The organism is Streptomyces sp. NPDC127038 (genome assembly GCF_042725875.1).
Classification (GTDB): domain Bacteria; phylum Actinomycetota; class Actinomycetes; order Streptomycetales; family Streptomycetaceae; genus Streptomyces.
Map to the genome: position 1 here is coordinate 21,856 of NZ_JBHXDQ010000039.1, position 15,052 is coordinate 36,907.

The 15,052-nt window shown below is 73.6% G+C and carries 12 protein-coding genes and 1 tRNA gene; 4 read left to right on the forward strand and 9 right to left on the reverse strand.

Annotated elements, in window-relative coordinates:
• Nucleotides 1-43 precede the first annotated feature (43 nt).
• Entirely contained in the window at nucleotides 44-817 is a 774-nt protein-coding gene (locus ACFWI4_RS24865; protein ID WP_387200046.1) for a sulfite exporter TauE/SafE family protein, read from the reverse strand.
• 121 nt (nucleotides 818-938) lie between these two features.
• On the reverse strand, nucleotides 939-2,126 hold the full coding sequence (locus tag ACFWI4_RS24870; protein WP_387200049.1) for a thiolase family protein: 1,188 nt from the start codon (nucleotides 2,124-2,126) through the stop codon (nucleotides 939-941).
• Between the two features lie 347 nt (nucleotides 2,127-2,473).
• Here ACFWI4_RS24870 and ACFWI4_RS24875 point away from each other — a divergent pair, with 347 nt between their 5' ends.
• The 3 genes from ACFWI4_RS24875 (at nucleotide 2,474) to ACFWI4_RS24885 (ending at nucleotide 6,161) form a co-directional block, all read left to right on the forward strand.
• Nucleotides 2,474-3,289: an SAM-dependent methyltransferase gene (locus ACFWI4_RS24875; RefSeq protein WP_387200052.1), complete on the forward strand. Its 816-nt coding sequence runs from the start codon at nucleotides 2,474-2,476 to the stop codon at nucleotides 3,287-3,289.
• Between the two features lie 152 nt (nucleotides 3,290-3,441).
• Complete coding sequence (locus ACFWI4_RS24880; RefSeq protein ID WP_387200055.1) at nucleotides 3,442-4,248, forward strand: CBS domain-containing protein; 807 nt, start codon at nucleotides 3,442-3,444, stop codon at nucleotides 4,246-4,248.
• A gap of 176 nt (nucleotides 4,249-4,424) precedes the next feature.
• Nucleotides 4,425-6,161: a GAF domain-containing protein gene (locus ACFWI4_RS24885; protein ID WP_387200058.1), complete on the forward strand. Its 1,737-nt coding sequence runs from the start codon at nucleotides 4,425-4,427 to the stop codon at nucleotides 6,159-6,161.
• A gap of 115 nt (nucleotides 6,162-6,276) precedes the next feature.
• On the opposite strand, the gene ACFWI4_RS24890 is transcribed toward ACFWI4_RS24885, so the two are convergent.
• Nucleotides 6,277-8,091, reverse strand: coding sequence for an ABC transporter ATP-binding protein (locus tag ACFWI4_RS24890; RefSeq protein WP_387200062.1), 1,815 nt, complete (start codon nucleotides 8,089-8,091; stop codon nucleotides 6,277-6,279).
• A gap of 330 nt (nucleotides 8,092-8,421) precedes the next feature.
• On the opposite strand from ACFWI4_RS24890, the gene ACFWI4_RS24895 reads away from it, so the two are divergent.
• Nucleotides 8,422-10,557, forward strand: coding sequence for a SpoIIE family protein phosphatase (locus tag ACFWI4_RS24895; RefSeq protein ID WP_387200066.1), 2,136 nt, complete (start codon nucleotides 8,422-8,424; stop codon nucleotides 10,555-10,557).
• 130 nt (nucleotides 10,558-10,687) lie between these two features.
• Here the strand turns inward: ACFWI4_RS24895 and ACFWI4_RS24900 are convergent.
• The 6 genes from ACFWI4_RS24900 to ACFWI4_RS24925 form a co-directional block, all read right to left on the reverse strand.
• A tRNA-Pro gene (locus ACFWI4_RS24900) sits at nucleotides 10,688-10,761 on the reverse strand.
• Between the two features lie 57 nt (nucleotides 10,762-10,818).
• A complete protein-coding gene (locus ACFWI4_RS24905) occupies nucleotides 10,819-12,219 on the reverse strand; it encodes an MFS transporter (protein ID WP_387200069.1) in 1,401 nt (466 codons plus the stop codon).
• Between the two features lie 192 nt (nucleotides 12,220-12,411).
• The gene (locus ACFWI4_RS24910; protein ID WP_387200072.1) at nucleotides 12,412-12,771 is read right to left on the reverse strand and encodes an MmcQ/YjbR family DNA-binding protein; all 360 of its coding nucleotides are present in this window, start codon (nucleotides 12,769-12,771) and stop codon (nucleotides 12,412-12,414) included.
• A 50-nt stretch (nucleotides 12,772-12,821) separates the two neighbouring features.
• The gene (locus ACFWI4_RS24915; RefSeq protein ID WP_387200173.1) at nucleotides 12,822-13,457 is read right to left on the reverse strand and encodes a GNAT family N-acetyltransferase; all 636 of its coding nucleotides are present in this window, start codon (nucleotides 13,455-13,457) and stop codon (nucleotides 12,822-12,824) included.
• Nucleotides 13,457-14,029, reverse strand: coding sequence for a helix-turn-helix domain-containing protein (locus ACFWI4_RS24920; protein ID WP_387200075.1), 573 nt, complete (start codon nucleotides 14,027-14,029; stop codon nucleotides 13,457-13,459). The genes ACFWI4_RS24915 and ACFWI4_RS24920 overlap by 1 nt, the downstream gene beginning before the upstream one ends.
• A gap of 37 nt (nucleotides 14,030-14,066) precedes the next feature.
• The gene (locus ACFWI4_RS24925; protein WP_339132817.1) at nucleotides 14,067-14,972 is read right to left on the reverse strand and encodes a LysR family transcriptional regulator; all 906 of its coding nucleotides are present in this window, start codon (nucleotides 14,970-14,972) and stop codon (nucleotides 14,067-14,069) included.
• Nucleotides 14,973-15,052: the final 80 nt, after the last annotated feature.

Consider the following 15,052-nt stretch of genomic DNA (forward strand, 5'->3'; position numbering starts at 1 on the left):
CCTCCCCGCCCCCGGCCGGGGGCGGCTGAGCCGCGAACGCGGTTCAGCGGAGCAGGAGTTGCACTCCGCCGATCACGGTCGCCGCGATCACCAGCCGCTCGAAGAGGAGTTGGTTGATGCGCTGGACGGCCCACTTCCCGATGAGGGCGCCCGGAACAACGAAGACGGCGAGCGCCGCGTCCAGCAGCAGCGAGCGGCCGTCGATCAGGCCGAGACCCGCGCTGAACGGCAGCTTGGAGACGTTGACGATCAGGAAGAAGAAGGCGGAGGTGCCGAGGAAGCCGAGCTTGCGGAAGCCCGCCGAGAGGAGGTACATCGACATGACCGGGCCGCCCGCGTTGGCGACCATGGTGGTGAAGCCGCCGAGGACACCGTAGGAACGCGCCCTGACGCGGCCCGCGCGGGTCACGACGGCGTCGGGTTCCTCGTCCCGGACGGCGGCCCGGCGGCGCCACAGCGTGATCGCGGTCATCAGCAGCAGGGTCGCGCCGATGGACGCCCGTACGACGGCGTCGTCGGCCCACACCAGGAACAGGGTGCCGAGGACGACACCGGCGGCGACCGCGGGGAACAGCCGCCACAGCGTGGGCCAGTGGGCGTGGCGCCGGTAGGTGGCGACGGCGAGGACGTCCCCGACGATCAGCAGGGGCAGCAGGACGCCCGTCGAGGCGCGGGCCGGCAGCACGGCGGCGAAGACCGCCAGGCTGACGGTGTTGGCGCCGCTGACGGCGGTCTTGGAGAAGCCGACGAGGAGCGCCGCGGCGGCGAGCGCCGTGAACTCGCCGACGGATATGTGCCAGAGGTTCATGGTGTTCATGCGGGGGCCGATGCTATGCCCACGCTTCTCGCCCCCGGGGGCGAGGGGTCCCACCGGGGGTTTCCCGGGCCGGCCGGGACACCGGACCCGCCCGGCGCCTCCGGCCCGCTCCCCGGGTGGGTCAGTGGCGTTCGACCAGGACCGCGCTGCCCTGTCCCACGCCGACGCACATCGTGGCCAGCCCGCGCCCGGCGCCCGTGCGGCGCATCCGGTGCAGCAGGGTGGTCAGGATGCGGGCGCCCGAGGCACCGAGCGGGTGGCCCAGCGCGATGGCGCCGCCGGTCGGGTTGACGAGGTCGGGGTCGATGCCGAGCTGGTCCACACAGGCGAGGGCCTGGGCGGCGAACGCCTCGTTGAACTCGGCCTCCTGGATGTCGGCGACGCTCCAGCCGACGCGTGCGAGCGCCTTGCGGGTCGCGGGCACCGGGCCGATGCCCATGACGTCGGGGTCGACACCGGCCGAGGCACCGGCGACGTAGCGGCCGAGGGATTCGAGGCCGAGGTCGTTCAGGGCCTCCTCGCTGACGAGCAGCACACCGGCGGCGCCGTCGTTCATCGGCGAGGCGTTGCCCGCGGTGACCGAGCCCCCGGCGCGGAACACCGGCTTGAGGCGGGCCAGCTTGTCGAGCGAGGTGTCCTCCCGCACGCATTCGTCGCTGTCGACGATCACGCCGTCGGGGCGCTCGAACGGAAGCAGCTCGGAGGCGAAGTACCCGTTCTTGCGGGCGTCCGCGGCCCGCTGGTGGCTGCGGAGCGCGAACGCGTCCTGCCGTTCGCGCGAGACGCCGTACCGCTCGGCGACCTCCTCCGCGGTCTCCCCCATGGACAGGACGCCGTGCAGGTCCCTCATCGCCGGGTTGACCAGCCGCCAGCCGAGCCGGGTGTCGACGGTCTCGATGCGGTGCGGCAGCGCCTCGTCCGGGCGGGGCAGCACGAAGGGGGCCCGGCTCATCGACTCGGAGCCGCCGGCGAGCACGATGTCGGCCTCGCCGGAGGCGATGGCGCGGGCCGCCGTGGTGATGGCTTCGAGGCCGGAGGCACAGAGCCGGTTGACGGTGGCGCCGGGCACGCTGTCGGGCAGTCCGGCGAGCAGCGCGGCCATCCTGGCGACGTTGCGGTTGTCCTCGCCCGCCTGGTTGGCGGCGCCCCAGTAGACGTCGTCGACACGGGCCGGGTCCAGCGTGGGCACCTCGGCGACCAGGCCGCGGACGACGTGCGCGGCGAGGTCGTCGGGCCGCACGGAGGACAGGGAACCGCGCAGCTTGCCGATGGGGGTGCGGCGGGCGGCCGCGAAGTGGACGGGACGCACGGCAGGACTCCTGACGGACACCGGCGGACGGCCCACCGGAGGTGACGGACACCGGCGGACGATCCCACCGGTCGTGACGGGCACCGGCGGACGATCCACCGGACCCGACGGACACCGGCGACCGGCATCGGAGTTCGACGGGTCCGGGCCGGCGCCAGCATTAATTAGCACTGCTAGTTTTGGACTATAGTCCCGCGCCGGACGCTTGGGAAGATCCCCCGCCGGGACCGTGGCCGGGGATCGACCGTCGGCCGCTCCGCTCCCGGCCCGGGTGGCAGACTGCTCGCGCACCCCGCCGCAGCCGGGCCGACGGGGTGAACCGACCGAGCTGAACGGGGAGTTGTCGTATGACGGGGACCGAGTCCGCCGCGGACGGGATCGACACCACCAGGCCGCATCCTGCACGGGTGTACGACTGGTATCTCGGCGGCAAGGACAACTACCCGGTCGACGAGCGGCTCGGGCAGCAGATCACGGCGCGTGATCCCGGAGCCAAGCGGGCCGCGCGCAGCAACCGCTGGTTCATGCAGCGGGCCACCCGTCACCTCGTCCGTACGGCGGGAATCCGCCAGTTCCTGGACATCGGCACCGGCATCCCCACCGAGCCCAATCTGCACCAGATCGCCCAGCGCACCGCCCCGGAGGCACGGGTGGTGTACGTCGACAACGACCCGATCGTCCTCGCCCACGCGGAGGCGCTGCTGCGCGGCACCCCGGAGGGCCTGACGGAGTACGTCCAGGCCGACGTCCGCGAGCCCGGGAAGATCCTCGCCGAGGCCGGGCGCGTGCTCGACCTCGACCGGCCCGTGGGCCTGTCGCTGATCGCGCTGATGCACTTCATCGCCGACGACGGCGGGGCGTACGAGCTGGTCGGCGCCCTGGTCGACGCGCTGGCGCCGGGCAGCTTCCTGGTGCTGTCGGCGATGACCGCCGACTTCGAGCCGGAGGAGGTCCGGCGGGGCATCGAGGCGTACGCGCGCGGCGGCGTCACCCTGGTGGGACGCTCCCACGCCGAGGTGAGCCGCTTCTTCGAGGGCTTGGACCTGGTCGAGCCCGGTGTCGTCCAGGTGAAGGACTGGCGCCCCGGGCTCGCGGAGGACGAGACCCCGATCGGCGACGGCCCGGTGTCCCTGTACGGCGGGGTCGGCCTGAAGCGCGGGTGAGCGGGGCCGCGGACGGCGTCCTGACCGGCCCGGGGCCTTGGACCCGGGTCCCGGGACGGTCCGGCCCCCGGCCGGGGACGGTCGGCCCCTGCCCGCGCGGGCCCCGCGGGGGCAGGCTGGGAAGCCGTCCGAGCAGGAAGCGAGATGGCGAGATGACCCTCATCGTCGGGCAGGTGATGACCAGCGAGGTGGTCGGGGCGCGCCGGGAGATGTCCTTCAAGGACGTGGCCCGGCTGCTGGACCGGTACCGGATCAGCGGGCTGCCGGTCGTGGACGACGACGACAAGGTCGTGGGCGTGATCTCGGAGACCGATCTGCTGCGGTCGGGGACCGCCCGGTCCGGCCGCGGACGGGAACCGCGCCGCCGTCCGCGCTCGCTGCGCCGCGCGCTGCCGTGGCCGTGGCCGTGGCAGTCGTCCGGCCCGCGGCGGACGGCGACCGCGGGTGCCGGGGCCGCGGAGGCCGGGGCAGCGCGTCGCGGGACCGCGGAGCAGCTGATGTCGACTCCCGCGATCACCGTGCATCCCGAGCAGCGCGTGGCCGACGCCGCCCGGGTCATGGAGCGCCATGGCGTCGAACGGCTCCCGGTGGTGGACGAGGAGGACCGGCTGATCGGGATCGCCACCCGCCGTGACCTGCTGCGGGTCTTCCTGCGGACGGACGAGGAGATCCGCCGGGAGGTCACCGACGTACTGGGCCGGGCCCTGTCCGTGCCGCCGGGCTCCGTGATCGTCTCGGTCGGTGACGGGGTGGTGCGGCTGGAGGGCCGGCTGGAGCGCCGCGGCGAGATCCCGGAGGCCGTCGGACTGGCCTGGCGCGTCGACGGCGTGGTCGGGGTGATGAACGGCCTGACCTTCCGCGTCGACGACACGCACTCGGCCGAGCCCCGTCCCCCACACCGGATCGAGCACCACCGGCTGCCCGAACGCCGAACACCGGGCGGCCCTCGGCGGACGTGATGTGCGCGTCGTGCCCCCGCGGCCGGCGGCCCCGCGCACCGCTCCTGGACGATTCGCGCGCGTTCCTCCCCGTTCCGCCCCCGAAGCCCCCGTCCCGTTCCGTGCGGGTGCCCGACCACGGGCGCTGACGGTCGGGCATCATGGCTTCGACGGGCGGTACGTGGAGGGGATGTCGAATGGACCGGAGCGCACACCTTCCGGAGGAGCCGTCGGCCCCGCAGTTCCGGCTCGACGCCCTTCTGGAGGACCTCCAGGAGCAGGTACAGCGTGTGCGCGGCACCCAGAACCGGGTGCACACCCTCCTCGAAGCCGTCCTCGCGATAGGCAGCGACCTGGACCTCGACGTCGTACTGCGGCAGATCGTGGAGTCCGCGGTGCAGCTCGTCGACTGCCGCTACGGCGCGCTCGGCGTCCTCGGCGACGAGGGCGGCATCAAGCAGTTCATCACGGTGGGGATCGACGAGGAGACCATCGCCCGCATCGGTCACTACCCCCGCGGGGAGGGCATCCTCGGCCTGCTGATCCGCGAGCCGCACGCCCTGCGGCTCCCCGTCCTGAGCGACCACCCGGACTCGGTCGGCTTCCCGCCCGGCCACCCCCCGATGACCACGTTCCTCGGCACCCCGGTGCAGGTCCGCGACAAGATCTTCGGCAATCTGTATCTGACGGAGAAGCACGGCGGGGCCGAGTTCGACGCCGAGGACGAGGCGGTGCTGCGCACGCTCGGCGCGGCGGCCGGTGTGGCCATCGACAACGCCCGGCTGTACGACGACGCCAGGCGCCGGGAGCGCTGGCTGGCCGCGAGCAGCGATCTGACCCGCACCCTGCTGTCGGGCGCCGACCCTGTCGACGTCCTGCACGCGTTCACGGCCACGGTCCGGGAGCTGTCCGACGCCGATCTCGTCACGCTGGCGCTGCCGCTGAGCGGGACCACGGACCTGGTCATCGAGTCGGCCGAAGGGCGCGACGCCGATCAGGTGCGGGGGCTGACCCTGCCCGACGGGACGAGTCTGGCGGCCAAGGTGTACGCCTCGGGCGAGCGGATCGTCAGTCCCTCGCTCAGCCAGGACCCGCGCACCGGGACGGGCAGCGCCTCGGTCCTCGACCTCGGCCCGGCGTTCGTGATCCCGCTCGGCACCCACGAGCGGGTGCGGGGCGTGCTCCAGGTCGCGAACCGGCAGGGCGGCACCGCGTTCCCCGACGCCACCGTCGACATGATCGCCGGCTTCGCGGGCCATGCCGCGCTGGCCCTGGAGATCGCCGAGCACCGGCGCGACGCGGAACAGCTCCTCATCCTCAACGACCGTGACCGGATCGCGCGGGACCTGCACGACCTGGCCATCCAGCGGCTCTTCGCGGGCGGGCTCAGCCTCCAGTCGGTCCTCAACCGTCTCGCCGACCGGCCCGACGTCGCCGAACGCGTCCAGCGGGTGGTCGACGACCTCGACGACACGATCAAGGTCGTACGGTCCACGATCTACGCCCTGCGGGAGAGCGACCGGTCCGACGCCAGCGCCGGTCTGCGCACCCGGCTCGTCAACGAGGTGGGCCGCGCGGCCGAGACCCTGGGCTTCGCCCCCGCCCTGCGGATGAGCGGCCTGCTGGACACCGACGTGTCCGACGAGCAGCGGGAACACGTGGTCGCGGTGCTGCGCGAGGCCCTGTCCAACGTCGCCCGGCACGCGGAGGCCACCGCGGTGGAGGTCACCGCCGAGGCCACCGCCACCGCGCTGCGGCTGCGGGTGGCGGACAACGGGCGCGGGATCGGGCCCGACGTCACCCGTCGCAGCGGCCTGGGCAACATCGGCACCCGGGCCGAGCACCTGGGCGGCGGCTGCACCCTGACGGCCAACGAGCCGAGCGGTACCGTCCTGGAGTGGACGGTACCGCTGCACCACGCCGACCCGTCCTGACCGACCCGCGCCGACCCGTCCTGACCGACCCGCACCGGACCGGCCACCCGGGCCGCGCCACAGCGCGCTCACGCGGGCCGGACCGGCCACCCGGCCCGCGACGGGCCGCCGCGGGTCAGTGGCGGTCGGCCGTGGCGGGGCTGTCGTCTATGAAGCCGCCGGACTGGTGGCGCCACAGCTTCGCGTACGCGCCGTCCGACGCGAGCAGCTCCTGGTGCGTGCCCTGCTCGACGATCCGTCCGCGGTCGAGGACGACGAGCCGGTCCATGCCGGCCACCGTGCTCAGCCGGTGGGCGACCACCAGCGCCGTACGCCGCTCCATGAGCCGCCACAGCGCCGACTGGACCAGGATCTCGCTCTCGGAGTCCAGGGCGCTGGTCGCCTCGTCGAGCAGCAGGATCGGCGCGTCGCGCAGGATCGCGCGGGCGAGGGCGACCCGCTGGCGCTGGCCGCCGGACAGCTTGATGCCACGCTCCCCGACCATGGTGGCGAACCCCTCGGGCAGCGCGTCGGCGAACTCCGTGACGTGGGCCGCCTCGGCCGCGCGCCGGATCTCCGCCTCGGTGGCGTCCGGACGGGCGAAGGCGATGTTGTCCCGGAGCGTGCGGTGGAACATCGCCGGGTCCTGCGGCACGTACGCGATCTGGCTGCGCAGATCGGCCTGGCGCAGCTTGCTGATGTCCTGGCCGCCGATCAGGATGCGGCCGCCCTCGATGTCCGTCATCCGCAGCAGCAGCCGGGTGAGCGTGGTCTTGCCGCCGCCCGACCGGCCGACCAGACCGACCTTCGCGCCGCTGGGAACGTCCAGTTCGAGGCCGGTGAACAGCGGCTCGGCGCCGCCGTGGGTGAAGTCCACCCGCTCGAAGCGGACGTCGGCGCCGCCGGGACGCAGCGGCTCCGGGGCGACCGGGTCGAGCACGGTCGGCGGCCTCAGCAGCAGTTCGGTGAACTGGGCCGCCTCCGTCATCGAGCTCTCCAGCCGCCGGTAGATCTGGTTGAACTCGAACATGATCCTCGTGGCGTTGGCGTAGTACGTGAAGGCCACCACGACCGCCTCCACCCCGTGCGCGCCCCCTCCGAGGGTGACGGCGAGCAGCAGGCCGAGCGCGTTGGTCAGGACGGACATCGGCGCGACGAACGTGTCGATGCGCAGATTGCCGTAGTCCCAGGAGCGCAGGGTGAGCCGCCGTGACGCCGCCACCCGGGAGCGGTGCTCCGCCGCCTCGCGCTCCTCGGCCGCGAAGGCCCGGACGGTGTCCATGTTCATCAGGCTGTCGGCGACATGGCCCGAGACCCGGGCGATCGCCTCCTCGCGTTCGTCGACGAGTGCCTGACGGCGGCGGATGAGCGGCACCACGCACACCCCCGTCACGGCGATCATCACGAGGAGGCCGACGACGAGCAGCGGTTCGTAGCGCCACAGGACCACCGAGCCGAAGAGCAGCGGCACGAGGCTGCCCACGACCTGGAAGGTCATGGTGTCGACGAACTCCTCGTAGCGGGAGGCGAAGCTCAGCACCCGCTTGGTCAGCGAGCCGGCGAAGTTGTCGTGGAAGAACGCGGCGTCCTTGGCGAACAGTTCGTCCATGCCGATCACGTACAGCCGCTCGATGCCGAGGGCGTCCAGTCGGTTCAGGCAGTGCAGGCCGAGGCGCCAGAACGCCTCCGAGAGGAGCAGGACGGCGCCGAAGGCGAGGACGTACGGCAGGGCGTCGCCGGCGGAGACGGCGCCGTCGCCCGCGATCCGGCCGACCAGCTTCGCCACGACGAGCGGCGCGACGTAGCTGATGCCGATGTTGCCCAGCGCCGGCAGCAGCATGCCGGGCACGGTCAGTCGTCGGAGCCTGCGCAGCTCCCTTCCGTAGTAGCGGAGTGCGAGGAGCACCGAACCCTTGCGCGGTAAGGCCTTGGGCGATTCAGGAGAGGCCATCACAGTCCTGTGTCGTCGTACGGCTGCCCGCCGGGCCGTCCATGGGTCACGCCGTCCACGGTTCGCGGCATGCCGATGTCCGGACATGGCGGGCGGGCGAGAAGGTCCATGGTCCCGTGACGGGGGCCACCCGGTCCACGCGTTTTTCTCGGCCACCGGCGGCTCCGGGCCAGGACCCCGGCGGAACCCTGCACGCGCCGCCGGAACCGGGCGGCGCGGCGGGGGCTGCGGGCTTCCGGACGGCCGTCGGCCCGCTCCGGTGGCAGGAGCCCGGGGTCGGAGGTTGGATCGGTGCGACGGATCGTTGCCGACTCATCGAGGTGTTCCGTCGTGACGGATGGATACGGTTCGACAGCCGACTCGACGGGCGAGGAGCTGGAGGGCGCGCTCCTGGACGCGCTGTTCTCCCGGTCTCCGGCCGGCCTGCACGTCTACGACCGGGGCCTGCGGCTCGTACGGGTGAACACCGCCGCGCGCATGCTGCGCGACTTCCCGATCGACCGCATGGTCGGGTCCTCCCTGTCCGAGGTGCTCCAGGCCTTCGAGGTCTCGGCCCGTGGAGTCGTCGAGCGGGCCGCCCGGCAGGTGCTGGAGTCCGGGAACCCGGTGTTCGACCTGACCGTCCGGCTCCGCAGCCGTCGGGAGCCCGCGGCCGAGGCGGTCGTCTCGGCCAACGTCCTCCGGCTCCAGCGCGCCGACGGCACCGTGCTCGGGGTCGCCGCCGCGCTGACCGACGTGACCGCCCGGGTGCGGGCCGAGGCGAACCTGCGCCTGCTGAACGAGGCGGCCACCCGGGTCGGCACCACGCTGGACGTGTTCCGTACCGCCGCGGAGTTCGGCGACCTCGCCGTCCCCCGTCTGGCCGACACCGTGACCGTCGACGTCTACGACTCCGTCGTGCGCGGTCACGCGCCCACCCCGGAGTCCCGCGACCGGGGGGCGGTCCTGCGGCGCGCGGGCTTCCGCTCCGTGGCCGGTCCCGAACACCAGGGCGTGCCCAGGACGGGCGAGATCACCGCCTACCCGCCCGCCACGCCCTACCGGGCCGCCCTGGACACCCTGGCCCCCCGGCTGATCAGCGGGCTGCGCCCGGACGCCGTCTGGCTCGACCCGGACCGGCGGCGCGACGCCCGCATCCTGTCCGCCGGAGTGCACTCGATGCTGCTCGTCCCCATCCGGGCCCGGGGCCTCGTGCTCGGGCTGGCCTGTTTCTACCGGTGGAGCAATCCGACCCCGTTCGACGAGAAGGACCTGGCCGTGGCGGAGCAGCTCACCACGCACGCGGCCCTCTGCCTGGACAACGCACGCCAGTACGGACGCGAGCGCTCCACGGCCCGGATCCTCACCGGACGGCTCACCCAGCCCGGAACGCCAGGAGCCGCCGCGGTCGACCTCGCCCACACCTACCTGCCCGCCGGGACGGGCGGCGCCTGGTTCGACGTCATTCCCCTGTCCGGCGCCAGGATCGCGCTCGTCACCGGGGACAGCGCCGGAGGGGCGGACGCGGCCGATCCCACGGCCATGGGCGAACTGCGGGCCGCGATCGAGGCGCTGTCCGGCCTCGACCTGCCGCCCGACGAGATCCTGGAGCGCCTGCACGACCTCGCCAGCCCCCCTCAGCCGGTTCCGGCAGGCGATCCCGGCCTCGCCGTGTCCGGCACCGCCCCGGCGAGCTGTCTCTACGTCGTCTACGACCCGGTCACCCGCCTCTGCACCGCGGCGAGCGCGGGGCATCCGCCGCCCGTCCTGGTCCACCCGGGCGGACAGGTCGAGAACCTCGACGTCGACCCGGGCCCCGCGCTGGGCCAGGGCGTCGCCCAGTACCGGGCCACCGAACGCGCCCTGCCCCCGGGCAGCACCCTGGTGCTCCACAACACGGCCCTCACGGCCGATCCCGCGGGCATGACGCGGTCGCTGCCGGCCCGGATCTCCGATGTCGCGCCCGGCCCTTCCCTCCAGGCGCTGTGCGACTCGCTGGCCCGCGATCTCAGTCCCGACCGGCTCGAACACGACGCCTTCCTGCTCCTGGCCCGTACCCGCGCACTCGGCCCGGACCGGACCAACACCTGGACGTTCCCCAACGACCCCGCGATCGTCTCCCGGGCCCGCAGGGCCGCGACCGCTCAACTGGCCGGCTGGGGCATCGGCCCCGACCTCGCCGACAACACCGCGCTCATCGTCAGCGAGCTCGTGACCAACGCCGTCCGGTACGCCGAGGGCCCGATCCGGCTGCGTCTGATCCTCGGCGACACCCTCACCTGCGAAGTCGCCGACGACAGCAGCACCGCCCCGCATCTGCGCCGGGCGCTGGACATGGACGAGCACGGGCGCGGGCTCTTCATCACCGCGCAGCTCACCCGCCGCTGGGGTGTCCGGGGCGTCAGCCGGGGCAAGGCGATCTGGGCCGAACAGGACCTCACCCCGTCGTCCGCGCAGACGAGGCCGGAGAACCTCGCACCCGCGTGAGCGGAAACCGGAGGACCCCATCCGGGCCGGGACCGGGAGACCCGTGTGGGCCGGGACCGGAAACGACTGAGGCCGTCCTCTCGCCTACGAGAGAACGGCCTCAGACCTGCGACTACGGAGAAGACTCCAGTCGGGACGACAGGATTTGAACCTGCGACCCCTTGACCCCCAGTCAAGTGCGCTACCAAGCTGCGCCACGTCCCGATGCCCGTCTGACCTGGGGTTTCCCCTGGCTGGACGTGCACGGAAACAATACCGCACTCACGCCGGTGGTCGCGCACCCGTTTTGCGCGGGCCGGGTGGGCGGCGGGCCGGTCCGGGCGGTCCCGCGAGGGCGTTCGCCGGCCGGGGCGCGGAGCCGTCGACCCGTACCAGGTCACGGATCGCGGGCACCGAGAGCAGGGCCACCGGGACGACGAGCGACATCACGCCGGCGGTGAGCAGGACGTGGTCCGCGCCGAGGGCCGCGGCGGCGGGCCCCGCGAGGGCCTGGCCGACGGGCATCATCGCCAGGGACCCGGCGACGTCGTAGGCGTGGATGCGGTTGAGGACGTCGGGGGCGACCTGGGTCTGCACGCTCGTCGCCCACATCACCCCCCACAGCGACATGCCCGCTCCGGCCGCCACGGCGCCTGCCGAGATGACCGCAACGCCGTACCCCGCCCCGACGGCCGCGGGGAAGCAGGCGAAGGCCAGGAGGGCGAAGGAACCGGCGCGCAGCATGCGGCGCGGGCGCAGGCGCAGGGCGAGGAGCCCGCCGACGACCGTACCCGCGCCGAGGGCGGAGTTGATCAGGCCGTAGGCCCGCGGGCCGTGCCGCTGCACGACCTCGGTCGCCACCAGGGGGACGGTCGGGCCCCACACCGAGATCATGTAGACGCACCAGATCACGATGACCCCCCACAGCCAGGTGCGGGAGCTGAACTCCCGCCATCCTTCGGCGAGGTCGGCCCTGAAGGTCCCGCCGTGGGCCGGGCTTCCGGGGGCGGCCGGGGGCAGCCGGAGCAGCAGCAGGCACAGGGCGCTGAGCGCGTAGGTCGCGGCGTGGGCCACGAAGACCCCTCCGGCGGAGGAGAACGCGACCAGCATGCCCGCGAGGGCCGGGCCGGCGAGCTGGGCGGCGGACTCGGCGATCCGGATGGCGCCGTTGGCTCCCTGGATGTCGGTGGCCAGGCGGGGCACGGTGCTGGCGACACCGGGCTGGAAGACGGCACCGGCCACGCCGTTGACCGCGCCGATCAGGCAGATCTGCCACAGCACCACGTGGCCGGTGAAGAAGAGGGCGGCGGCGGCCGACTGGGCGGCGAGCCGCACCAGGTCGGCGCCGATCATCAGTCTGCGGGTGCTGAACCGGTCGGCGATCACCCCGCCGAAGATCACCAGTGCGGCGAAGGGCGCGGCCGACGCGGCCATGGCGAGGCCTACGGCACCGGCGCCGTATCCGTACCGGAGGAGTCCCGCGGCGAGGGCGACCGGCAGCATGCTCTCGCCGAGCCGGGCGAGGGCGCGCGCGACGAAGAACAGGGCGAAGTCCCGTGACCAGACCGGCCGTTGTGCCCTGTCCTGAAGGGGGTCGGCCCGGGAGCGCTCCGGGCCCGGCGCCCCGGGCCCGTGGCCGGGCGGACCGCCCCCGGCGTCGGCGCCGCCGTCCTGTGCGCGCATCCCCGCCGCGCGGTCCGACGGCCCTGCTCTCCGCGGCTCCTCGCCCGATGACGTCATGGACATCCCGCTCGTGCCCTCCCCACGCCCCGGCCGCTCCCCCACGAAGCGGCCCGCCCCTGCGGCGTGTCCGTCCCCCCGGATCACTCCGCGATGCGGATCATGCCACGCGGCGACGGCGGTGCAGAGGGCGTTTCAGCCGTCGGACGGCAGGCCCAACTCGGGGTGGGCGTCGACGAGTCGGGGCGGGGCCGCCTGGCGCCAGGAGTCGGCGAGGATGGCGTGGAGTTCGTCGTCGTCCTCCAGGGCCGCGAGGCGGGCCCTGACCCAGGCGAAGCCGGCCTCGTGGTCGGCGATCCAGAACTTCTCCGGTTCGGCCAGCACCAGTTCGTCGCGCTCCTCCTTCGGGCACCGCACGGCGATGGAGGTCTCGGCCTCGGGCAGCGTGGCGAACATCTTTCCGGCGACCCGGAAGGTGGGCATGCTCCAGGCGATCTTCTCCGTGGTGTCCGGCAGGGAGAGGGCGATACGGCGTACGTCTTCGGCATCCGGCATGAGAAGCACGCTAGCCAATGCCACTGACATCGACGCGACGAAGCACGACGTCAGCGGGCCGGGCGCGGGGGCGAGGCAGAGTGCCGGGGAGCGGCGGAGCGCGGGGGCTCGGCCGCGCCCAGAGGTTCAGCCGGGTCCGGAGGTTCGGCCGGGTCCGGAGGTTCGGTGGCCGTTCCCAGCCGCTTGTAGAAGATCGTCGTCGGGTGCAGCGCGCCCGAGGGCGTCGCCGCGTAGTCCGGTATCGCCCCGATCCGGGTCCAGCCGGCCGAGAGGTACAGCGACTCGGCGGGACTGCCGGTCTCGGTGTCCAGGTGGAGGAGGGTGATCCCCGCGGCGGCGGCTCCCGTCTCCGCGGTCGTGAGGAGCGTACGGCCGACGCCCTGTCCGCGGCCGTCCCGGTGGACCATGAGCTTGACGAGTTCGGCGCGGTGGCGGCTGTTGGGCTTGTCGGGGAAGGCGAGGGCTACCGTGCCGAGCAACCGGTCGCCGCGGCGGGCCACCCAGACCGTGTGGCGCCCGGCGGCGACGGCGTCCGCGCGCTCCCGCCAATGGGCGACGGCGTCCGCGCGGTCCAGCGGGGCGAGGAACCCGATCGAGGCGCCACTGTCCACGGTGTCGATGAGCAGGTCAGCCAACTCGGCTGTAGCGGAACTGAGTTCGGCCGCGTCGAGACGGGTCGTGGTGATCACGGCAGGACCACCGCCAAGGCGTACCGCACGTCCTCGGGGCCGGGGCAGTGGAAGCGGGTCGGCCCCCAGACGCGCAGCCGGAGGCAGTCACCGGTACCGAGGCGGTGCTCCGTGTCCTGCGCGGTCACGTCGAGGCGGCCGTCGAGGACCCAGACGTGCTGCTCAAGGCCGGGCACGGGGGGCCGGTCGTACGCGATGTCCGCGCCGGCCGCGAGCCGCCCCTCGACGAGCTCCCCGCGCAGCCCCGGATGGGGCGGCGACACCGAGCGCCGGACGAATCCGGAGGCCCGGTCCGTCCAGACCGTCTGGTCCCCGGCGCGCACCAGCAGGGCGGACTCCCGCTCGACCTCGCTGAGCAGCTGCGACATGGTCCGCCCGTACACATGGCACAGGCGGTTCAGGAGCGAGGCCGTGGGGCTGATCTCGGCGCGCTCCGCTCGGGAGAGGGTCGATCGGCTGATCCCGCTGCGCTCCGCCAGTTCCCCCAGGGTCCAGTCCCGTTCGGCCCTCAGCTCGGCCAGCCGCGCCCCGAGCCGGACGTCGACGGCACCCTCGTCCTCGATTCCCATATCCGGGATGCTATCCCAGATACGGGACCCTCCGGGATCAGTCGACCGTGGCCGCCCGCGTCAGCGCGTCCAGGACCGGGCGGATCAGGGGGTGGTCCTCGGCGCCGCGGCGTACGGCGGCGAAGACGCGGCGGGTGGGGGCGACGCCGTCCACGGGGCGCACGACCACGCCGGTGAGTTCCATCCCCCGCAGCGCCGAGCGCGGTACGAGGGCCACGCCGGCGTCGGCGGAGGCCAGGGCGACGACGGCCCGGAAGTCGTCCGAGGAGTGTTCGAGGCGCGGCTGGAACCCGGCGTTCTCGCAGGCCAGGACGACCACGTCATGGCAGGGGTTGCCCGGGTAGGGGCCGATCCAGGGGTCCTTGGCCAGCTCGGCGAGCGGCACCTCCTCGGCGTCGGCCAGGCGGTGGGTCACCGGCACGACCGCGTCGAAGGGCTCCGCGTAGAGCGGGACGTGGGTCAGGCGCGGGTCGTCCGCGTCCGGGGCACCCCGGTACTCGACGGCCACCGCGATGTCGACCTGCCGGTCGAGCACCATCGGCAGGCTGGCGTCGCCCTCGGCGTCCTGGACGCGCACGAGGATGCCGGGCGAGGTGACGGCGAGCCTGGCCAGCGCGGGGGCCACGACCAGGCCGATGCCGGTGGCGAAGGAGGCCACCGTGACCGTACCGGCGGAACCCGCGCTGTACGCGGCCAACTCGGCCTCCGCGCGCTCCAGTTGAGCGAGAACGGCATTGGTGTGGCCGAGCAGGATCTCGCCGGCCGGGGTGAGCCGTACGCCCTTGGCGCCGCGCTCGACGAGCCGGTGGCCCGTCTCCTGCTCCAGGGCGGTCAGCTGCTGCGAGACCGCCGAGGGGGTGAGATACAGCGCGGCGGCCGCCGCCGTGACCGTGCGGTGGTCCGCCACCGCACGGAGGATGTGGAGCCGCCGCGCTTCGATCATGCGACCGATTCTCTCAGGTCACACGCGTTTTCCGGCCATCGGACCGGTGGGCGCCCCCGGCGAAGGGGGCGCGCCCGGCC